This window comes from Legionella stuttgartensis, from assembly GCF_977063405.2.
Map to the genome: position 1 here is coordinate 174,873 of NZ_CDRUHA020000058.1, position 20,540 is coordinate 195,412.

Consider the following 20,540-nt stretch of genomic DNA (forward strand, 5'->3'; position numbering starts at 1 on the left):
ATCCGCTTATGAAATTTACAAGCTATTTTTTAAAACATCCTGTGATTGCAATTATTCTTAATTGCATGGTTCTGCTCTTGGGAATACTGTGTTTTAACTCGTTACCTTTAAGAGAATATCCCAATATCAGTTTTCCAGTCATTACGATTAATACCAATTATCCCAATGCCAGCCCTGAATTAGTCGAATCAGTTGTGACTAATGTACTTGAGGACCAGCTTGCTGGGGTAGAAGGATTGGAACTGATGACTTCACGTTCTAACCCAGGAAACTCATATATTACCTTAAGATTTCGTCCAGGAACCTCCATGGACAAAGCTCTGAATGCTGCACATGAGGCAGCACGGTTAGCTCAACTTCCATCAACAGCGAAGGCACCCGTTATCGAGCGTCAGCGCCAAGCTGATGGCTTACCTTTTATAGGCATTGCCCTGGAGTCCTCTTCTTTAAATTTTGGAGAGCTTACTCATTATGCCAATTTGAATCTAAAAAATACTCTTCGTAGCTTGAAAGGGGTTGCTTCCGTCGATGTATGGGGGCAACCCTTCACTTATACTGTTCAATTAGATCAAAAAAAATTATATACATTTGGAATTAATGTTGATGAAATTGCCAATGCAATTGCTAATAACCATTTATCACTACCTGCAGGTAGTTATCAAGATAAGATTCCTACTACACTTGATTTTGAATTAAAAACCCCAGAAGACTATGAAAATCTAGTAATCAAAACTCAAAATCATCATCCAATTTTTCTTAAGTCATTAGCAAAAATTCAATTAACCACCGACAATAGCCAATTTCGAGTTAAGGTCAACGGTCATTCAGGATTAGTACTCGCCATTAATCGCGCTAATGATGCAAATCCTATAGAGGTTTCACAAAGCGTCCGTAAAGAACTCAATATCTTGAAAAAAAGCTTACCTGATGATATCAAGACTAAAATCATAATTGATCAATCCGAATTTATTAAAGCATCCCTCAAAAACATTCAATCGTCGATTCTTGAATCCATTTTCTTAGTCTTAGTCATCATTTTCATCTTTTTGCGAAATATACGCGCTACCATTATTCCTTTAATTGCAATTCCAATTTCCCTTTTAGGCTCTTTATTATTTTTGAAAATTGCAGGCTTTAGTATCAATCAAATGACGCTTCTTGCGATGGTACTGGCTGTTGGTTTAGTTGTAGATGACGCCATTATTGTTCTTGAGAATATATGGCGTCACATCGAAGAAAATTTATCGCCCATGGATGCCGCACTTAAAGGTTCAAAACAAATAGGCTTTGCCATCGTCGCTATGACATTAACATTAACTAGTGTTTATGCACCTATTGCTTTGATTGATGGCATGATCGGTCAATTATTCATTGAATTTGCCGTCGCCCTTGCAGGAAGTGTATTCATCTCAGGAATGGTAGCCTTGACTCTTTCGCCTTTGATGTGTGCTACATTCCTGCATAAAAATACGAAACACTTATGGCCAGTGATTGATAGATCACTAAGTCGCCTTGCTCAGTATTACTATAAATTACTGGATATCCTTATCTATAGAAAAAAAACAACGCTTTTCATCCTATTTCTCTCATTGAGTCTAAGTCTGCTCCTTTACAAAATAATGCCTGGCGAAACAGCCCCCAAAGAAGATCGCGGTTTGATAGGAATTTATACTCCACCTCTATCTGGTGATAGCTTAGATACTCTAGAAGCCAATACAAAACTCATGCAGAAGTCCGTAGGTACCGTGCCGGAAGCGAAAAATACATTAACATTTTTAGGAAATTGGGGCAGTAGCATTGTTATGCCTTTAAAACCTCATCAACAAAGAACTCGTTCTGCAGAACAAATTGTTAATTCATTAAAGCCTAAAGCAGAGCGACTACCGTCAGTCGATGCTTCGGTCTGGAGCTGGGACTCAGGATTACCTGGAGTGGATGATGCACGCAATAACTCAGAATTAGAACTGGTTATTTCCACCACCGAAAATTTTCGACAATTATTTGAGGCAACAGAACATTTGAAAAAAACACTGGATCAAAGCAAAAAATTTGCCTCTACGCGCTATGATTTACGCCTTGATTCGATGGGATACTCCGTAAATATAGATAAAAACGCCTTAGCTCAATTAGGATTGACCCCCGCACAATTGGCTAAAACCATAGAGGTTTTTTTCAGTAGTGATAAGTCATTATCATTTCAAAAAGATGGGGTATCTTACAATCTAACCTTGAAAGGATCATCCAAACCCTGGACTCTAGATGAACTTTATCTTACAGCTCCCTCTGGAAAACGCATTTCCCTGGGTTCAGTCGCTCAAATGAAACGACGAGCACAACCCACTGCATTAGAACATGTCAACCAAATGCGTTCTACAACCTTATATGCCCAATTGCCTGAAAAACAATCCTTTAAAAAAGGAATGAATGCGCTCTTGGCGCTAGCGAAAGAAAATCTTCCCAACCAGTACAAATTAAGTTGGAGTGGTGCTGCTAAAGCATATAATGAATCGTCGCACACCATGGTTTTGTTATTTGCTTTAGCGATACTCTTTATTTATGCCATTCTCGCAGCGCAATTTGAGAACTTTGTTTATCCACTCATCATTCTATTCACCGTGCCCTTAGCTTGTTTTGGCGCCTTACTGTTCGCTTACTTATTTGGTCAATCCCTAAATATTTTTACCCAAGTCGGTTTAGTCACCTTAATTGGACTAATCAGTAAACATGGTATTTTGATTGTAGAATTTGCGAATCAATTGCAAAAGGAAGGATTTTCATTAGCCGATGCGATAAAAAAATCGTGCTCATTAAGGCTGCGCCCTATTCTCATGACTACAGGTGCAATGGTTTTTGGTGCCATACCGTTGGTACTTTCACATGATGCTGGAGCTGAAGCCAGGCATGCAATAGGTACAGTACTTATTGGAGGCTTATGCATTGGTACATTATTTACTTTATTTGTGCTTCCTGCCGTCTACTTTATGATTTCACAAATTATAAAAAAACCTGCGAAACAATAAGAAAATTAAACCCTGCCCCTAGAACATTTGGACACTCTCAATAACATTCTTGTTCAATATTTAGTCTAAAATTAAAAAAAGAGAGTATGGACTTATGCAAATGACTCAGACGCCTTTGGAGTTGGAGATATTAAAAACGGAACGGTTAAGAACGACAATCTTAGCCTTCTTTTTTTTTGGTTTATCTCTGATGTGGATCCTATTTATTTCTTACGCACCTCAACAATTTTATCAATATTACGGTAAAACATCGGTCATAATCTTTCCAGGTTATTTAGCGGCCATAGGGATATATTTTCTATTGATGCATCAAATTATTTGTCAATATATGCGCTATAAGAAAAATATTCCCACTCTTCTACGGTATTTTTTCGCTTTTATCGAAATGAGTATTCCAACATTGGCTCTTATAATCATTGCCAACTTTCAAAGATCAGCTTATGTTCTGGTAATGCCTCCCGTTTTAATTTATTTCATTTTTATTTTTCTGACTTCACTGACATTAAATGTATGGCTGTGTTTTTTTGCAGGATTAATCGCAGCACTTCAATATTTGGGCCTATCCTATTATTTTTTGCATTATACCGATATTTCAGGCATCGTTTACTATTTAACAGGATGGTTTTCCTATGCTGCTCGGGGAGCATTATTGTTAATTGGAGGTATAGTTACAGGATTTGTGACGTCTCAAATGAAAAAACAATTTAATACCGCTTTTGAAGCCCAACAAGAACGTAATAAAATCGAACATATTTTTGGTATGCACGTTTCTCCTGAAGTTGTATCCAAATTATTATCAAAAAATTCGAATGCAAGTGAATATATACCTGTTTGTATTATGTTTTTGGACATAAGAAATTTTACGCGTTTTGCCGAAGATGCTGACCCATCTATCGTTGTTCAGCATCTTAATAAACTATTTAAATATATGGTTGAAATCATTCATGAAAATAAGGGAATTATAAATAAATTTTTAGGTGATGGTTTTATGGCAATATTTGGCGCCCCCATCTCCAGTGGAAATGATGTAGAACATGCAGTGAATGCGGCTTTACAGATTATTAAACGTACTGAAGAGGAAATAAAAAAGGGTAATATTCCTGATTTTAAATTAGGAATAGGAGTACATTATGGCAATGCGATAACAGGTACTATTGGTGCAAAAAGTCGTCTTGAATATACGGTTATGGGTGATGTGGTGAATTCAGCGGCTCATATTGAACAGTCCAATAAAACGTACAATACAAACCTACTTATCTCTGAAGAGGCCTACAACAAAGTTTCTAATATTAAGGCTGAATTGGTAGGCGATGTTATGCTTAAACATCGGGATCATCCTATTAAGTTGTACAAATTAATTTAATCTTCTTTGATAGTTGGATAAATAATCGAGTTAACCCTGGACTTCGGCTACACCTAGCTCCCCTATCTTCTTAAATAAACCCTATACTCTGCACAGTTATTTTAAGGTACTATGAAATCGTTCAACTTTAATAGGAGATTATGTTGAAAAGGATCTGTTTTTTAATGATATTTTTTGTTTCTCAAGCAATAAGTTCTGTATTTAGTTCAGAGGACGTTCAAAAACTAAGACAACATTTTTTTGCCAATATTCAATCTAATGGAGCAATAGTAGCAGCTCCTTCCAAGCAAAATCCAGATTACTATTATGATTGGATTCGCGACTCGGCGATTGCCATGACATTAATTGAAACCTGGTATGAATCCACCCATGCGTTTGGATATAAAGAACGCTTATTTAATTATATTTCTTGGAGCCAAAAGCTTCAGCATCAATATGATCCATTACCCGGACAAGATATATTGGGAGAACCCAAATTTTATATTAATGGTTATCCTTTTGATGGTTCTTGGGGCAGACCACAAAATGATGGGCCAGCCCTAAGAGCCTCTGTTCTAATTCGTTTTGCCCAACAATTATTAGATGATGATGAAACAGAATATGTACAGGCCAATCTTTATAATAACAATTTGGATCCAAATTCAATGGGCGTTATCAAAATGGATTTGGAGTACACTGCCCATCACTGGTCTGATAAAAATTATGATCTTTGGGAAGAAGCGTATGGATATCATTTCTTTACTGCCATGGCTCAACAAAAAGCACTCTATGAAGGCGCAGCCCTTGCTCGTAGACTCAACGATAATGAAGCGGCAGTTTATTATGAACAACAAGCCAAACTGATAGACATACGTCTAACACAGCATTTGGATCCAGTGCATAAAACAATTCAAGCAACGCTTTTTCCCCATCCAGGTCCTCAAAAAACCTTAGAGCTTGATTCCTCTATAATCCTGGGCATTTTATTTAATCTTCAAAAAGATGGTGCTTTAGCTCCAGATAGCATCTACGTCCAAAATACAGTAGAAGCTTTGTATGAACAATTTAATTCAATGTTTCCCATTAATAAAAATCATTCAGGAGAAATTTTATTTGGTCGTTATCCCGGAGATACCTACGATGGATATCAAACCAATAGCATAGGTAATCCCTGGTTTATTTTAACTGCGACTATGGCTGAATATTACTATACGCTGGCTGATCATTTACCTTTAAACAAAATAAATAAATCAACCATAGTGAAACACATCCAAGTTGGTGATAATTATTTGAAACTTATAAAAAAATATGGCAAAGACATGAAACTAAGTGAGCAAATTAATTTAAATACCGGAGTCCAACAAGGAGCGTCATCGCTAACTTGGAGTTATGTAGCTGTTTTACGTGCGATTGAGTTAAGAGATAAATTAACCAATAAATTAAAATAATCTTCGATGAAATTCTTCACTAGCCAATGATTTTTGAAAACATTGGCTAGTTTTTTTCTACTCTATTTTAAGTAGATGTCAAATAAGACGGTTCTTTTTTATCAACCTCTTCTATCGGAAGTACCTCTTCTCGTCCTAATAAACGCAGTGGCTTACCTGATACAATGTAATTCTCAATTTGCTCCAAACTGATGCCTTTTGTCTCAGGCATATAAAAATAGGTATATATAAGGCCTAAAAGACAAACCACTGCATACACTGCAAAAGTATATTCAATACCCAACATTTTTTCTAATAGAGGGAAACTAAAAATAACGATTGTATTGAAAGTCCAGTTGCTCATAGCAGAGAAACCCATTCCCGCTCCACGCACATGAAGGGGAAATATTTCTGCCATTGCAATATGTGGTATTGGCCCCAAACTCACTGCAAAAGAGAAAATATAAAGAATGAGACAAGCAACTGATAAATATGGTAGCCAAGTGACTTGATATCCTGAAAACATGCATAAGGACAACAAACTGAAACACATGCCGGAGAAACCAAACAACAGGAGTTTACGACGGCCTATTTTATCAACGCTAAGCATCGCAATAATGGTCACCAGTAAATTAACTATACCAATGCCAATGGTTGCCAATATTTGTCCGGTAGTACTATTCATTCCTAAATTTTTAAAAATTTCGGGTGCAAAATAGATAACTACATTAATTCCACTCAATTGTTGTAAACAAAATAGCATTGTACCTAACATCAAAACCGGTAATAAGGGACTTTTAAACAGCAACAGCCAGCTTCCCTTTTTGGGTTCATTAGCCAAGGTCATTTCGATATCCATCAACTCATGATCGACTGAATGACTTCTACGTAGTTTTTTTAAAGCCTTGGATGCTGCATCACGACGTCCTACACTGCACAACCATCTAGGAGACTCTGGCATAAGTAAAATTCCGATGCATAAAATCAGGGCTGGGAGCGCACTTGAAGCAAACATGGCACGCCAATCACTGTTCTCCAGAAATAGGTAGTTGACTGAGTAAGAACAGACAATTCCTACAGTCATTGCCAATTGGTAAATAGCAACTACTGCACCTCTTGTCTCATAAGTTGCTGTTTCTGCTAAATACAAGGGAGCCATTACTGAAGCCATACCAATAGCAAGGCCAAGAACTAATCGTGAAATAATGAGTATAGTAATTGAATCCGCAAATCCAGCCCCTAATGCACCTAAAAAAAACAACACGCCTGAAAAAGACAGTAAGGTGCGACGACCAAAACGTTTCACGCCTCTTGATGCGGTAATCGCACCAATCAACATAGATCCGAACAAAGCTCCAAATGGCAATGCTGAAGCCATTACCCCAACATGGGTAGCACTTAAGTCAAAATGATTTTTGACCAATTCTATAGAACCCGCAATAATTCCCTCATCATAGCCAAACAAAAAACCAGCGACCGAACCGATAATTGCAACAATCCATGGCATATTTAACTCCTTGATCGATAATCCAAAATTTGGGTATGAACAACCTTATCCCTAAATCATCAGGCTACTCTTTATCTACTCCCATCCTCGTACGCTCTGACGCGCCGAAAGAGATAAATCAGTAATTAATGCCCAATCGCCTTTTTTAATTGCTTCGTCGGGAACAATCCATGAGCCGCCAACACAGGAAACATTGGGCAATGCCAGATAATCTGAAAAATTCCCCTCATTAATCCCCCCTGTTGGACAAAATTTTGCTTGGGGAAAAGGACCATGCATCGCCCGTAGCATATTAGCCCCCCCCGCAGCAGTTGCAGGAAAAAATTTAAAATGGGTATAACCCAAAATTAATCCTTCCATTAGTTCAGATACACTGGATACACCAGGTATTAATGGGATGCTGGAAGTACATCCAGCAGTAAGGAGGGCTTGTGTTTTTCCAGGGCTTAATGCAAATTTGGCACCGATGTCTGCAACCTGCTCTAATTGTTCTGGGGTAGTTACTGTTCCCACCCCAATTAACGCCTCAGGGAAGGTATCCAGAAGTAACTTAACGGCATCTAAGGCAATTGGCGTTCTAAGTGCAACCTCGATTATATGGATACCACCTGCAAATAACGCTGTAGCTAAAGGCAGAGCATGCTCTATTTCTTTAATTACAACAACTGGGATAACAGGTGATGTACAAAATACAACTTCCGGCCGCACCATCCAATTTGGAAACGACATGAACCTCTCCTTATAGTCGACAGTAGTCTAGATGGACAAAATGTAATCATGGATTAGAAATAGGATATATCTTTATGGTTCTAAGTTAAGAGTATTTTCCTATTACCTCCCCGCCTACGTCCCTCGCCTTGTTCGCGGGATCCAGTCACGAAGCCTACATTCCTTGGTTTCCGCGAACAAGGCGCGGAACGTAGGCTTTAGGGGAGTATCTTAACTTAGTGTCATTAGGATATATCTGATTATTCTCATTTTTATCTAGGCTACGATTGTTTTAAATAAACTGCAGCCCCTAATATCCCGGGCTGCTCGGCTGTAATCACATAGGTCGGGATTTTCGCATTAAAATCGCTAAAACGCCCTTTTTCTTCAAAGCGAGTTCTAAAATCACTGTCATGCAACAATGAAATTAATCGAGGCACAATGCCACCTGCGATATAAACACCGCCAAAGGCAGCAAAAATTAATGCGAGGTCTCCAGCATAAGAACCTAAAATTGCGAAAAATTGTGCTACTGTCGCCTCAGCAACAGGACATTGTTGTGCTAAAGCCAAAGCAATAATTTCCGATGCTGTAAGAGGACCTGTCTCTTTTTGATGCAAAGTAGCTAGTGCGTGATATAAATTTTCCAAACCCTGGCCTGATAACAAGCGCTCATAGGATACATGTTCATATTTTCGTCGGAGATAACGATAAATAAACCACTCTTGCTCCGTTTTTGCACCCCAACTAATGTGTCCTCCCTCTCCAGCATGAGCAGAGTATCCATCCTGAGTTGGCACAAGAAACGCAACGCCTAGTCCTGTTCCGGCCCCCAATATCGCTCTAGTTCCATTTTGATCTGCAATCCCCCTTCCTATCTGAAGCATTTGCTGGTTCGATAAGACAGGTAAACTCATTGCTATCGCATTAAAATCATTTAAAACCTTAAGCTCTGTCAACCCTAATTTTTGCTTTAATTCACTGATAGAAAAACGCCAATGTGTATTGGTCATACAAATCACATCATCAAGAACGGGACAAGCAATAGCGAGAGCGGCTTGCCTTATTTCGTCCAAGCCATGTTGTGACTTATAGGCTAAAAATACGGATTCAAAACTGGGATAAGCAGCACATGAATAAATTTCAATTTTATCCATAACCAGATTTTCTAAATTAACACGGCTGAACCGAGCAAAAGTTCCACCAATATCTGCAACGATCGCATAAGATTTTAAATCATGATTCATAACACGACTCTTTTCCCTGAAACAAACTACATGCTCCTTGCTCAGCTCCTGTAAATTGCGATCTTAAGCTGCTGAATAGTTCTCTGCCCATACCTAAGTAAGACCCCACTTCAGTTAAAATCGCTTTAGTTCTTAATCCTAACTCATAATCTGTAACTAATAATTGCAGTATGCCTTGTTCAGCATCAATTAAAATCATATCGCCAGTTTCAATGCGAGAAAGTACTTCATTATCTATTGCCTCTGGTGTGACATGAATCGCAGCAGGAACTTTACCTGAAGCTCCGGACATCCGGCCATCAGTGACTAAAGCAACTTGAAACCCTTTATCCATGAGCACACCGAGTTTAGGAGTTAATTGATGTAATTCGGGCATTCCACAGGCTTTAGGTCCCTGAAAACGCAGCACCACCACGCAATCTTTATCTAAAACGCCTTCTTGAAACATCTGTTCAAACTCATCCTGACTGGAGCACACCACTGCAGGCGCTTCGATTTTGCTTTTCCCAGCAGCAAGTCCTGAAGTTTTAATTACTGCTCGGCCTATATTTCCGCTTAATACTTGCAGACCACCCTGAATTTTGAATGGAGTTTTAGCTGACGTTAATACACTCTCATCATTTGAACAAGGAGGACCAGAAACCCATAGCAATTGCTCATTATCTAATAAGGGTTGTTGAGTATATCGTTGCAAACCATAACCCATCACTGTATGCACATCCTCATGCAGCAATTGTTCATCCAGTAAAGTATGGATAAAATAGGCCATACCACCAGCCCTTTGAAAATGATTGATGTCTGCATATCCATTTGGGTAAATCTTGGCAACCAAGGGAGTAACGGCAGATAATTGAGCAAAATCATCCCAATTAATCGAATAGCCTGCCATAGCAGCTATAGCAATCAGATGCATGGTATGATTCGTTGAACCACCAGATGCCAATAATGCCACAATACCATTGACAATATTTTTTACATCCATCAATTGCCCTATGGGCATATAATGATTATTTAAATCCGTTAAAGAAAGAATTTGTTGTGCCGCAGCCCAGGTTAGTGCCTCACGTAAAGGCGTGCCAGGATTGATAAATGATGAACCAGGAAGTTGCAACCCCATCGTTTCAATAATAAGTTGATTGGAATTGGCAGTGCCATAAAAAGTACAGGTGCCTGCAGAATGATATGAAGCAGCTTCTGCCTCGAGCAATGCATTTTTATCTACTTTTCCTTCAGCATACAATTGACGAATACGCGCTTTCTCTTGATTTGAGATACCCGATGGCATAGGTCCTGCTGGTACAAAAATGAACGGTAAATGACCAAAGCTCAAAGCCGCCATCAACAATCCAGGAACAATTTTATCGCAAATACCGAGCATAAGGCCGCCATCAAACATATTGTGCGACAAACCTATAGCTGTTGACATGGCAATTACATCACGGCTTAATAAACTTAATTCCATGCCACTCTGGCCTTGGGTAATTCCATCACACATTGCCGGAACGCCTGTAGCAAATTGTGCGACACCACCCGCAGCAGAAATCGCTTTTTTAATTAACGAAGGATAATTCAGATAAGGTTGATGCGCTGAAAGCATATCATTATAAGCAGAAACAATAGCTATATTTGCTTTAGTCATCCCTCTCAGGTTTGCTTTATCCTGTTTCGCACAGGCAGCAAAGCCATGCGCTAAATTACCACAGTGGAGCACACTTCTCTGAGGGCCTTTAATACGTAATTGTTGTATATGCTTCAGATAAACATCTCTACTACGGATACTCCGTTCACGGATGCGATCCGTAACTTGAGCTACAACCGGGTGCATTCTTTTTCCTTAAGGTGCATACAGCACCTGAACGTTTGCATCAAAGTTATTTAAAAAAGCACTCACTGGCATCACCATAGAGTTATGCTCTGCCATTGCTTGATGCAATACAGTCAATTTGTTCTGACCTAATAAATGCAAAAAGATAACGCGACTCTTTAACAATCTTTTTTTCGATAAGCTTATTCGTTGATGAGGGGCTGTCTTTGGGCTAACTCGAAGTACTGCTGCAGCATTCTCATCCAACCCCATACCCAGTTCATCTGAGCAAGGAAACAAAGATGCAACATGCCCATCCGTCCCCATCCCTAAAACCACCGCATCAAAAGTAGGTAGAGACGCAATCTCGTGTTCTGTTTGTTCTAGAGAATGACCTTCGTTGTATAAACTCAAAAAATGAGCTTTTGCTGCATAATGTTGCAGTAAAAATTGTCGTACTAAACGTTCATTTCGATCCGAGTCTTGAGCCGACACACAACGCTCATCAGTCAAGGTTATTGTAATTTTATCCCACGGCAGATCGGTTTTGGCCAGGGCTTTAAATAAATCAATCGGAGTTTTTCCACCCGAGACCACTAAATAAGCGTGACCGCGTTGCTCCACTGCATGGCTAAGAATTCGTTTTAACTGATCTACTAAGTCCTCTGTTAAGATAGAGGCTTCACTAAAACTACGTAACTGCATTTTGCTCACCCCATACATGCGCTTTGCCATTGTATAAACGAATTACTTCTAAAGGCCCCCAAGTACCTGCAGGGTAAGTATAGAGTGGGGTCTCTTGTCGTTCCCACGCTTTCTCAATTTCATCAATCCATTTCCAAGCTTGCTCTACTTCTTCACGACTTACAAACAGATATTGATGACCTAACATCACCTCCAACAATAAGCGTTCATATGCATCGGCAATTCTTTGTGAATTAAAGAGATGGTTAAAATTTAAATCCAGCTTGCTATCTCGTAATTGCATACTTTCACTAAGACCAGGGATTTTATTCATCATTCGTAGCTCAACCCCTTCATCTGGTTGTAAACGAATGATGAGCTGATTAGGAGAAAGTTCTTGTTTTAATTGTTTAAAAACATTGTACGGTTGGGGTTTAAAGTAAATCACTACTTCACTTTGTTTTTTTGATAGTCTTTTACCGGTTAATAAATAAAAAGGAACACCAGACCAGCGCCAGTTATCTATAAATGCTTTGATCGCAACAAAAGTTTCAGTAGTTGAGTTTTTATGGGCACCCTCTTCATTCAAATACCCAGGGATCTGTTGGCCTTTAATTACATTTCCCACATATTGCGCTCGCACCGTATGTTCATTGGCATGGATATGAGAAACAGGGCGTAATGACTTTAATACCTTTAATTTTTCACTACGAATGCATTCAGCAGAGAGACTCATTGGCGGTTCCATTGCCACAAGAGAAAGGATCTGTAATAGATGATTTTGCAACATATCCCTTACTTGACCCGATTTATCATAGTAAGACCATCGCCCTTCAACGCCTACTTCTTCTGCTACGCTAATTTCAACTTTATCAATAGCCTGATGATCCCAATTTGAAGAAAAAATCGCGTTGGCAAAACGCAATACTAGAAGATTCAATACCGTTTCTTTACCTAAGTAATGATCTATTCGATAAATTTGATCTTCAGCAAAAAAATGCGCTACCTCATTATTAATGGCTATAGATGAAGGTAAATCATGGCCAATTGGCTTTTCAAGGACTACTCGTGACGGTTGCTTGGTTAAACCAATACTTGATAGACCTTGGCATGTTTGAGCATAAAGTGAAGGGGAAATTGCAAAATAAGAGATTGTAATTCGCTCATCAGGACTTACATAATCTAATATTCTTGAATAATCTTCGGGTTGTGTTAGATCAACCTGACAATAGGTCATCTTATGAATGAGACGGGACCAAACCTGCTCATCCAGCCCTTCACTGATAAAAGATTGAACTTTAGATTTTATTACCCCCGCATAGTCCGTTAGTGTAAGGGGATCTCGCGCGCAGCCAATAATTCGAGTATGGGCATGAAGCAAATTGGCGCGTTCGAGTTGATACAGTGCAGGAAATAACTTACGACACGACAAATCCCCTAAAGCACCGAATATAATTAAATCACAAGGATATTTTACAGCAACTTCTTCGATCATGTTTATCCCAAACAAGCCTCTTTTGAGGGTCAATACTAAATTGAAAGATTGTGCAGATCAACCCAAATCAAGTTTATCCTGAGAAAATGAGTTTCAATAGGAAGGAAAAAGCCTAAAGTGCTGAATGTTTTAGGACAATCATTGCAAAACCTTATTTTTATGCTATATGAAATAAATAAGATAGCTGCTCTTTTAGCTTAGCTGTAAGGTCGATGACTAGAGGAGTAATTACATGTATTTCAACCTAACCTAAATCATTATTAGGAGAAACCGATGCTTAATAAGAGATTTTCTGAAAGACTAAATAAAGAACTTGATAATATTGGTGCACCCGAATCAAGTGCAGAACGTATTGAGGTATTATCGAAGTTGGTTAAGATTCCCAAGTTCAAAGCGGAGGCATTGCTAAGCGGCGCCACAAATCCAGATGAAAAATTACTCAATGCATTAGCGCAAGAATTCGAGGTAAGTGCTGATTGGTTGGTCGGTAAGAGTGATCAATCCCATTAACAGATTTATTTAAGTTTTATGCGCGCATAAACATAAATTGTCTATAATTAAAGCGTCATGCTTATAAATTTATGGGGTATTTGTATTATGCGAGCACCAATAGATGCATCAACGATACTTTCATTAACGCAACAAATTGGAGACTATGAGAATAAAGGGAAGTTTTGTATCAGCTATAATGGAGAACAAGAGCTGTATCAAGGTATAGAGGAATATGAACAAACTCGCATTGCGTTAACTCAATCCTATATAAAAGATTTTGAAGAAGATCTCGACCCTTATGATTCTTCAGATCCTCAATTTTTTAGAAAAAAATTTTTAGAATACATTCAAAAGCATAATTTTCCTGAATATAAGGGCAATATAGAACAGCGTAATACTCAACCTGAACAAGCCACCACAGAAATGGAACAATTTTTTTGGTAAACAAGGTGTTCGTTTATTCAAACTCGCCTTGGAAGAGGAAATGAATAGTAAAGAATTCAGGGATGCGGTCGTCATCAAATCCACATCACATATTGAGGGGCCGAAATGGAAAGAACGTCCTGTAGTAATCGTTGCAGGTCCTTCCGCCTCAGGAAAATCCTATGCAGCTAAAGCAGCAATGGAAAAAGCGAATCAATTTTTAGCTGCTGATGTTTATAATATGAGTGGAAATGATGTCATTGCTGCAGATGGCGGGATTGTTCGTGAAATGTCGCAAATGAGAAAACTCGTTATTGAATTAGCCAATAATCAGGGATATACCGGTATTAAAGATTTATATAGCCAATCCAATAAACTTATGGATGGCATAAAAAATAGAGTTCGTGAAGCAGCTTTTTTAACTCCTGGATTAGGTGTTGTTATTCCAGAAACATTTACCTCATGGGTTGTCTCTAATTCGGGAAAAAAATTACTGAAGCAAATTGAAGATCTAGATGATACAAAACATATTTTTACGCGAGTGGAAGGTCATGAACAGAGCAATTTTCAAAAAGTTGTTGCCTTTATGGGTTCGAGAAGAGCTTGGAAAACAAAAAACTTTGAACCACAAGAACTGGATTTGAATAGAACCGACTTATCAGAATCTAAAGCATACAATAAAAATGCATTCTCCCTCGGCGAATTCGGCTCAAAATGCGCTGAAGCCTGGTTTAAAAGAAAGAGTAAAGATAAATTGAATATGATCATAACCAATGATCTCATTCTTTTAAAACCAGATCCTTTGCAATCAGGAAACTGGATCAACGCAGAACAAAACGATGCAGGAGTTCGCCTGTTCCCTGAGAGTCTGTATAAGCAATGGAAGGAGTTACCTGAAAAACCTGATTTAGTGGAATATTGCAACTTAAATTCTAAAACGCAAATTACAACATCTCCACAAATGGCCTTTGCTATAGCCCAAGTTAAAATTCAAGAACGGGTTGATGCATGCCATAAAAAAATTGATAGGGTATTACGTAAAGTGCCAATAGATGATGAACGACTGAGGTACCTAAAAATAAGGCAAGATTTTTTAGAAAGTTTCTCTAACTTTTCTCTTAAAAATCTGGAAAATTATAATGACATTACGAACATGGAGAATCAGATTGAAACTCAGCTTCTTTTATTAAGAGGTGATCCGAGCGGAAAGCAAATTCTCACACCAAAAACAATGAGGGTTGTAGATGAGTTTACAAATATGCTTGATAAGACAAAAGCTGAATTTGAAAATGCCACATCGTTCTATGAAGATCACCAAAATACTTCCTTTTTTAAAAGAAAATATAACGAAACTCTAAATGGAGAGCTGGAACAAGAGGGAGAGGATCCCGAGGTTTCGTATCGCTAAACGCTAACTCACTCGGTGCTCTATTGCTGTGAGCTATAGCACACATTAACCATGAAACCGATCATTCGCACTGATCGGTTTTGCATGCTTCTCAATGTACTCAAAAATTTTTCCGGCAATATTGACGCCAGTGGCTTTTTCCACGCCTTCAAGACCAGGAGAGGAATTAATTTCCAAAACTAAAGGCCCATGGTTCGAGCGAATTAAATCGACACCCGCAACTTTTAATCCCATTGTTTTAGCAGCACTGACGGCAATGGCACGTTCTTGTGGGGATAACTTTACTTTAATCGCTTTTCCACCTTGATGAACATTGGCACGAAACTCTCCATCTTTCGCTTGTCGTTTCACAGCAGCAATTACTTTTTCCCCAACAACAAAACAACGGATATCGACCCCACGAGATTCTTCAATAAACTCTTGCACCAAAATATTGGCATGCATTTCTTTAAAAGCGTTAATAATACTCACCGCTGATTGATGGCTATCTGCGAGAATAACCCCCTTCCCTTGTGTTCCTTCCAATAATTTAATAACTAATGGAGCACCACCAACCATACGAACCAGGTCCTCAGTATCATCAGGTGATTGAGCAAAGCTCGTTAAGGGCATGGGGATACCTTTGCGAGCTAATAACTGTAATGAGCGGAATTTGTCCCGAGAACGCGCAATGGCTAAAGACTCATTTAAAGCATACATCCCCATAGTTTCCATATGGCGCAAAACTGCAGTGCCATAATAGGTATTCGATGCACCAATTCTTGGAATGACCGCATCAAAATGAGGCAAAGGTGACCCCCCTCTATAATGAACTTTAGGGCAGGAAGCAGCGACATTCATATAACAATATAAAGGATTAATAATTCTAATCTCATGACCAGCAGCTTCTCCCTCTTCTTTCAGACGCTTGTGAGAGTACAAATGTGGATTTGTGGCCAATATTGCAATTTTCATGAAAAACGCTTTCCTCAATTTTTTTATTATTCTAGAAATTTCGAGCCTTCTTACAACTCGCTCGTATAAATAAAGCCTAGTCCAAAAATGTAAAAATCACCTTGGAGCAACAAAAATATATTTTATAAAAATTGTCCCTTAAGAAACCAACAACAAATAATCCTTCGCTAATAAATCGGCGTGATGTGGCGTGGTAAAAAATGCATTGAGTTCTCCCTGAGGATTGAACAGCATTAAAGCACCACTATGCTGAATATCATAATTTGTTGCATCATTATTTCCCTTTTCAATTACTTTTGCATAAGCAATGCCCATTTCTCGGGTCATTAACTTAATGGATTCTTCATCTCCTCGTGCCCCATAAAAATTGGGATGGAAGGATGTGACGTAATGTCCTAATTTCTCTTGATTATCACGCTCCGGATCAATTGAGATCATCACAACATGAGGCAAATTCTTTACCCCCTTCTCTTCAAGAATCCGATACATTTTAGATAATTCTGCCATAGTAGTGGGACAAACATAACCGCAGTTTGTAAAACCAAAAAACATTAAAGTCCATTTTCCTTTTAAACTCTTGTTGCCAAACGGCTTTTCATCAATTCCTGTTAAATTGAACTGATTAACTTGTCTTGGGTTTTCAAGATAAGTACCATGAAATGTAGACACATCGATTTTTTTCTTAAAATGCACATGCTGGCCTACAAAAATTCCTGAAAACAATCCTGCAAGAGCCAGCAAAACAACTACAGTAAAGGTAACACTCTTAGCCTTTAAACTCATTTTACCCCCTTATAGGAACATACATGGAATAAGTCTCACAACCACTGCTTTTACAAAAATTACTGGTTCATGGGACATATTTCATACCTATTCCTTATAGATAATGATCGATCAATAAAAAAACAAACAATAACATCAAATATACTATTGAAAATCTGAATGTTTGCATTGCAACTACGGGCTTCTCGGTACGATATAATTTATGCGACCAAAATAAGAATCGCGCACCAAGTACTAAAGCACCTATTAAATAAAATAAACCACTCATCCCCACAACAAATGGCAATACACTGACTACTAACAATAAAATGGTATATAAATAAACACTCAATTTAGTAAACGCAATACCATGGGTCACAGGTAACATGGGAATTTGAGCATGTTGATATTCTTCATAACGATAAATAGCCAAAGCCCAAAAATGAGGAGGAGTCCAAATAAAGATTATTAATACCAACAATAAAGCTTGAGGATCCAATTGATTTGTAACAGAAGTCCAGCCCAACAGCGGAGGTGCAGCTCCAGCCAATCCACCAATGACTATATTTTGGGAGGTGGCTCTTTTTAAATAACCTGTATAAATACCAGCATAGCCAATCAGGGTAATGAACGTAAGACATGCGGTGAGTGGATTTACAAAAATCACCAAAATCGTAAGTCCAAGAGTTCCCATGATTAAAGCAAACCATAACGCTTGCCCTACTGAAACTTGGCCACTAGCAACAGGTCTTTTTTTGGTTCTCGCCATAATGGCATCGATTCGTTTATCTACCAAATGATTAATTGCAGCCGCACTTCCCGCACACAGTCCAATACCAAGCAAGGAAAAAACCAACAGCGGCATACTAACCCAGCCAGGAGTGGCTAAATACATTCCGACAACTACCGTCAATAACATAAGTAGTACAACTCGAGGTTTGCATAACTCGAGATAATCACGCCAAGTAGCAGACGAGGATTGAACTACATGCTCAGCGTGCATCATTTTGCCCCTTACGTGTAAAATGCAGCGTACTAAATAATGTTGCCAATAATAGAGCAGCAACCCCATTATGAGCTACAGCAACACTAATTGGCAGTAAATAAATTACATTCAAGATACCTAAAGTAAATTGAACTAATACTAATAAAGACAATACTAAAGCTGCGGTTTTAAGATAACTAAAGCTGCTTCTTAATAGAATCAATAAGGAGAGCACAAGAATATAAGCTGCAGTAATTATCGCACCTAATCGGTGAATAAATTGAATCGTTACTCTTACGTCATGATCGAGTAAACCACCTTGATAATTAGCCCCTACAGGTGAAAATAAATTAAATCCTTGTGCGAAATGTAACTCAGGTAACCATACACCATTACACATCGGGAACCCAATGCATGAGATCCCTGCATAATTTGAACTTACCCAACCGCCTAATGCGATTTGCAGAAACACAATAAGCACCCCGAGTCGTAACCAAGGACGCCATTGCGATAAATCCTGTCCCTTTATTGCACTGATTTGCAATCGAAAACGACTTAAGCATGCAACGATCAGCATACCTCCTAAGAGGTGTCCCATAACCACTACTGGCAACAGTTTCAAGGTTACTGTCCACATCCCCAAAGCCGCTTGAAAGAAAACTAAGATAATTAGTGCAGCAGGCAAATGCCATGGCAAATTATTACCCTGAACGCGCTTGCGTACTACATAAAAACCTATAAAAAAAATTAACAAAGCTAAAGACCCTGCAGCATAACGATGAACCATCTCCGTCCATGCCTTTCTCGATTCGATGGGAATTTGCGGGTATTGGGTTTGTGCTGCCTGCAATTTTTCCTTAGCGCTAGGAAGAACCATCTGACCATAACAACCGGGCCAATCCGGGCAACCTAAGCCTGCATCAGTCAAACGCGTATATGCACCAAGCATAACCACTAATAAAGACAAAAGCACAGCAAGTGATACTGCATACCGTAATAATTTATTCTGCATTAGATTAATCACTCTTTTCTGTTGTATTGAGCAACAACTTCAAATCTTTGTATACATCATTAGGATTGACCTGCGATGTATAACTGAGAATTAAATAATTACCTGGATCAGCTATAAATACGTTTGTTTCAGACAATAAAGCATCTTTAGTAACAACCTCAGCTGCAGATAATTTTGCCACTTTAAAATCTATTTCCTTTAAATAGGTTTGTTGTTCTGGTGATAAAGAAGGTGCTTTATCACTGAGAAGAAGCCACTGATCCACTTGATATAATTTACGTCCTAATGCCAGACGAATTCGGGCGAGTAGATCCAGCTGCTTCATACAGACTTGGTCACAAGCCTCTGGACTCCAAAAGACAATACGCCATTTGGATTTTCCTTCTAAGGCATTCACCATGATTGGTGGATTCAGTAATGTTCCTTTATTAACCCGAGTAGCCCCCAACCAAGAAGGATGCTGGTAAAATAAATAAGCCGCTACGCCCGGAGTGACGAATATTACAACCAACAACACTAAAATATAATATTTACTGGCTTGTTTTTTCATTTTTTTTCTTCAGATTTAATGCTACAAATATAATTAGTATTACCAATGCCATAGCAAACCACTGCAAAGCATAAGCTAAATGCCGCTGCGGAGGCATGGATACCGTTTCCCATTCACGTACAAATCCATTTGAGTCTTGCTTGTCGAGGCGAATAATAAACGGAGCGACTGATTTTTGCAAAACTTGGCTGATCAGTTGATGATCCACACGCTCCAAAATGATCGTTTTATTCCCTCTTTCTTCTAGAGCAGGCCCTAAAACCCATTGATTCTTGCTGGGAAAATAGACTGCGCCCTGTAATTCTAGTATTCCTTTGGGAATCTGAATGTTTGGAAGAACTCGCCGCGTCAGTTCACCAGGAACCCATCCTCGATCAATCACAATGATAGAACCATCGGCCAACTGCAAGGGAGACAAGACATCATAACCAAATTGATGATTGTGATGCTGATTATCCAATAAAAGTACTTGTGATAGATAGTGACCTTTTACCGTGATACGTTCATATTGGACCGGCAGTTCTTTCTTTACTGACCAAGGAACTGGTTTTTGCCTCTCTTGTGTTTTTTGTGCAACAATCATTTTGGTTTTTTCATCTGCACGATGGATTTGCCAGAAGCCAAGGCGAACAAATAACGAAAAAAATAGGATCGCCAGAATTGACATCGGCCAACTTGGGGTGAAACGAAATTTAAAACAGGTTAAACTAGGCATCATTA

General features: G+C 38.7%; 18 protein-coding genes. 6 read left to right on the forward strand and 12 right to left on the reverse strand.

Features of this window, described 5'->3' with window-relative positions; all coding sequences use genetic code 11:
* The first annotated feature begins 8 nt into the window (after positions 1 to 8).
* The 3 genes from ACWTEW_RS17595 to ACWTEW_RS17605 all read left to right on the forward strand — a co-directional run bounded on the left by ACWTEW_RS17595 (position 9) and on the right by ACWTEW_RS17605 (position 5,810).
* The gene (locus ACWTEW_RS17595) at positions 9 to 3,020 is read left to right on the forward strand and encodes an efflux RND transporter permease subunit (protein WP_454782962.1); all 3,012 of its coding nucleotides are present in this window, start codon (positions 9 to 11) and stop codon (positions 3,018 to 3,020) included.
* A gap of 100 nt (positions 3,021 to 3,120) precedes the next feature.
* Positions 3,121 to 4,383 carry an adenylate/guanylate cyclase domain-containing protein gene (locus ACWTEW_RS17600; protein ID WP_454782963.1) on the forward strand — a complete coding sequence of 421 codons (1,263 nt, stop codon included), beginning with the start codon at positions 3,121 to 3,123 and terminating at the stop codon, positions 4,381 to 4,383.
* A gap of 164 nt (positions 4,384 to 4,547) precedes the next feature.
* Positions 4,548 to 5,810 carry a glycoside hydrolase family 15 protein gene (locus tag ACWTEW_RS17605; RefSeq protein ID WP_454782964.1) on the forward strand — a complete coding sequence of 421 codons (1,263 nt, stop codon included), beginning with the start codon at positions 4,548 to 4,550 and terminating at the stop codon, positions 5,808 to 5,810.
* Positions 5,811 to 5,877: 67 nt separating this feature from the next.
* On the opposite strand, the gene ACWTEW_RS17610 is transcribed toward ACWTEW_RS17605, so the two are convergent.
* From ACWTEW_RS17610 to zwf, 6 genes are all read right to left on the reverse strand, one after another.
* On the reverse strand, positions 5,878 to 7,296 hold the full coding sequence (locus tag ACWTEW_RS17610) for a sugar porter family MFS transporter (protein WP_454782965.1): 1,419 nt from the start codon (positions 7,294 to 7,296) through the stop codon (positions 5,878 to 5,880).
* A gap of 75 nt (positions 7,297 to 7,371) precedes the next feature.
* Positions 7,372 to 8,025: a bifunctional 4-hydroxy-2-oxoglutarate aldolase/2-dehydro-3-deoxy-phosphogluconate aldolase gene (locus tag ACWTEW_RS17615; protein ID WP_454782966.1), complete on the reverse strand. Its 654-nt coding sequence runs from the start codon at positions 8,023 to 8,025 to the stop codon at positions 7,372 to 7,374.
* A 260-nt stretch (positions 8,026 to 8,285) separates the two neighbouring features.
* Positions 8,286 to 9,251 carry a glucokinase gene (locus ACWTEW_RS17620; protein ID WP_454782967.1) on the reverse strand — a complete coding sequence of 322 codons (966 nt, stop codon included), beginning with the start codon at positions 9,249 to 9,251 and terminating at the stop codon, positions 8,286 to 8,288.
* On the reverse strand, positions 9,241 to 11,076 hold the full coding sequence (gene edd, locus ACWTEW_RS17625) for a phosphogluconate dehydratase (protein WP_454782968.1): 1,836 nt from the start codon (positions 11,074 to 11,076) through the stop codon (positions 9,241 to 9,243). The genes ACWTEW_RS17620 and edd overlap by 11 nt, the downstream gene beginning before the upstream one ends.
* A 9-nt stretch (positions 11,077 to 11,085) precedes the next feature.
* On the reverse strand, positions 11,086 to 11,760 hold the full coding sequence (gene pgl / locus ACWTEW_RS17630; RefSeq protein WP_454782969.1) for a 6-phosphogluconolactonase: 675 nt from the start codon (positions 11,758 to 11,760) through the stop codon (positions 11,086 to 11,088).
* Positions 11,747 to 13,234: a glucose-6-phosphate dehydrogenase gene (zwf, locus tag ACWTEW_RS17635; RefSeq protein WP_454782970.1), complete on the reverse strand. Its 1,488-nt coding sequence runs from the start codon at positions 13,232 to 13,234 to the stop codon at positions 11,747 to 11,749. Before zwf ends, pgl begins: the two co-directional genes overlap by 14 nt.
* Before the next feature lie 273 nt (positions 13,235 to 13,507).
* On the opposite strand from zwf, the gene ACWTEW_RS17640 reads away from it, so the two are divergent.
* The 3 genes from ACWTEW_RS17640 (at position 13,508) to ACWTEW_RS17650 (ending at position 15,557) form a co-directional block, all read left to right on the forward strand.
* Positions 13,508 to 13,744, forward strand: coding sequence for a hypothetical protein (locus ACWTEW_RS17640; protein ID WP_454782971.1), 237 nt, complete (start codon positions 13,508 to 13,510; stop codon positions 13,742 to 13,744).
* A gap of 87 nt (positions 13,745 to 13,831) precedes the next feature.
* The gene (locus ACWTEW_RS17645) at positions 13,832 to 14,170 is read left to right on the forward strand and encodes a hypothetical protein (protein WP_454782972.1); all 339 of its coding nucleotides are present in this window, start codon (positions 13,832 to 13,834) and stop codon (positions 14,168 to 14,170) included.
* A 40-nt stretch (positions 14,171 to 14,210) separates the two neighbouring features.
* Positions 14,211 to 15,557, forward strand: coding sequence for a hypothetical protein (locus ACWTEW_RS17650; protein WP_454782973.1), 1,347 nt, complete (start codon positions 14,211 to 14,213; stop codon positions 15,555 to 15,557).
* Between the two features lie 45 nt (positions 15,558 to 15,602).
* Here ACWTEW_RS17650 and rimK read toward each other — a convergent pair whose 3' ends face one another.
* The 6 genes from rimK to ACWTEW_RS17680 all read right to left on the reverse strand — a co-directional run bounded on the left by rimK (position 15,603) and on the right by ACWTEW_RS17680 (position 20,535).
* Complete coding sequence (gene rimK, locus ACWTEW_RS17655; RefSeq protein WP_454782974.1) at positions 15,603 to 16,511, reverse strand: 30S ribosomal protein S6--L-glutamate ligase; 909 nt, start codon at positions 16,509 to 16,511, stop codon at positions 15,603 to 15,605.
* 138 nt (positions 16,512 to 16,649) lie between these two features.
* The gene (locus tag ACWTEW_RS17660) at positions 16,650 to 17,294 is read right to left on the reverse strand and encodes an SCO family protein (protein ID WP_454782975.1); all 645 of its coding nucleotides are present in this window, start codon (positions 17,292 to 17,294) and stop codon (positions 16,650 to 16,652) included.
* 94 nt (positions 17,295 to 17,388) lie between these two features.
* Entirely contained in the window at positions 17,389 to 18,276 is an 888-nt protein-coding gene (cyoE, locus tag ACWTEW_RS17665; protein WP_454783071.1) for a heme o synthase, read from the reverse strand.
* Positions 18,266 to 19,270, reverse strand: coding sequence for a COX15/CtaA family protein (locus ACWTEW_RS17670; RefSeq protein WP_454782976.1), 1,005 nt, complete (start codon positions 19,268 to 19,270; stop codon positions 18,266 to 18,268). The genes cyoE and ACWTEW_RS17670 overlap by 11 nt, the downstream gene beginning before the upstream one ends.
* A gap of 4 nt (positions 19,271 to 19,274) precedes the next feature.
* Positions 19,275 to 19,820: a hypothetical protein gene (locus tag ACWTEW_RS17675; protein WP_454782977.1), complete on the reverse strand. Its 546-nt coding sequence runs from the start codon at positions 19,818 to 19,820 to the stop codon at positions 19,275 to 19,277.
* Positions 19,801 to 20,535 (reverse strand): SURF1 family protein, encoded by a 735-nt coding sequence (locus ACWTEW_RS17680; protein ID WP_454783072.1) that lies wholly within the window; start codon positions 20,533 to 20,535, stop codon positions 19,801 to 19,803. Before ACWTEW_RS17680 ends, ACWTEW_RS17675 begins: the two co-directional genes overlap by 20 nt.
* Positions 20,536 to 20,540: the final 5 nt, after the last annotated feature.

Excerpts from the sequence above, each read along its gene's own strand:
- ACWTEW_RS17595 (WP_454782962.1), top strand. The coding sequence starts at position 9 with ATGAAATTTACAAGCTATTTTTTAAAACATCCTGTGATTGCAATTATT.
- ACWTEW_RS17600 (WP_454782963.1), top strand. The coding sequence starts at position 3,121 with ATGACTCAGACGCCTTTGGAGTTGGAGATATTAAAAACGGAACGGTTA.
- ACWTEW_RS17605 (WP_454782964.1), top strand. The coding sequence starts at position 4,548 with ATGATATTTTTTGTTTCTCAAGCAATAAGTTCTGTATTTAGTTCAGAG.
- ACWTEW_RS17610 (WP_454782965.1), bottom strand. The coding sequence starts at position 7,296 with ATGCCATGGATTGTTGCAATTATCGGTTCGGTCGCTGGTTTTTTGTTT.
- ACWTEW_RS17615 (WP_454782966.1), bottom strand. The coding sequence starts at position 8,025 with ATGTCGTTTCCAAATTGGATGGTGCGGCCGGAAGTTGTATTTTGTACA.
- ACWTEW_RS17620 (WP_454782967.1), bottom strand. The coding sequence starts at position 9,251 with ATGAATCATGATTTAAAATCTTATGCGATCGTTGCAGATATTGGTGGA.
- edd (WP_454782968.1), bottom strand. The coding sequence starts at position 11,076 with ATGCACCCGGTTGTAGCTCAAGTTACGGATCGCATCCGTGAACGGAGT.
- pgl (WP_454782969.1), bottom strand. The coding sequence starts at position 11,760 with ATGCAGTTACGTAGTTTTAGTGAAGCCTCTATCTTAACAGAGGACTTA.
- zwf (WP_454782970.1), bottom strand. The coding sequence starts at position 13,234 with ATGATCGAAGAAGTTGCTGTAAAATATCCTTGTGATTTAATTATATTC.
- ACWTEW_RS17640 (WP_454782971.1), top strand. The coding sequence starts at position 13,508 with ATGCTTAATAAGAGATTTTCTGAAAGACTAAATAAAGAACTTGATAAT.
- ACWTEW_RS17645 (WP_454782972.1), top strand. The coding sequence starts at position 13,832 with ATGCGAGCACCAATAGATGCATCAACGATACTTTCATTAACGCAACAA.
- ACWTEW_RS17650 (WP_454782973.1), top strand. The coding sequence starts at position 14,211 with ATGAATAGTAAAGAATTCAGGGATGCGGTCGTCATCAAATCCACATCA.
- rimK (WP_454782974.1), bottom strand. The coding sequence starts at position 16,511 with ATGAAAATTGCAATATTGGCCACAAATCCACATTTGTACTCTCACAAG.
- ACWTEW_RS17660 (WP_454782975.1), bottom strand. The coding sequence starts at position 17,294 with ATGAGTTTAAAGGCTAAGAGTGTTACCTTTACTGTAGTTGTTTTGCTG.
- cyoE (WP_454783071.1), bottom strand. The coding sequence starts at position 18,276 with ATGCACGCTGAGCATGTAGTTCAATCCTCGTCTGCTACTTGGCGTGAT.
- ACWTEW_RS17670 (WP_454782976.1), bottom strand. The coding sequence starts at position 19,270 with ATGCAGAATAAATTATTACGGTATGCAGTATCACTTGCTGTGCTTTTG.
- ACWTEW_RS17675 (WP_454782977.1), bottom strand. The coding sequence starts at position 19,820 with ATGAAAAAACAAGCCAGTAAATATTATATTTTAGTGTTGTTGGTTGTA.
- ACWTEW_RS17680 (WP_454783072.1), bottom strand. The coding sequence starts at position 20,535 with ATGCCTAGTTTAACCTGTTTTAAATTTCGTTTCACCCCAAGTTGGCCG.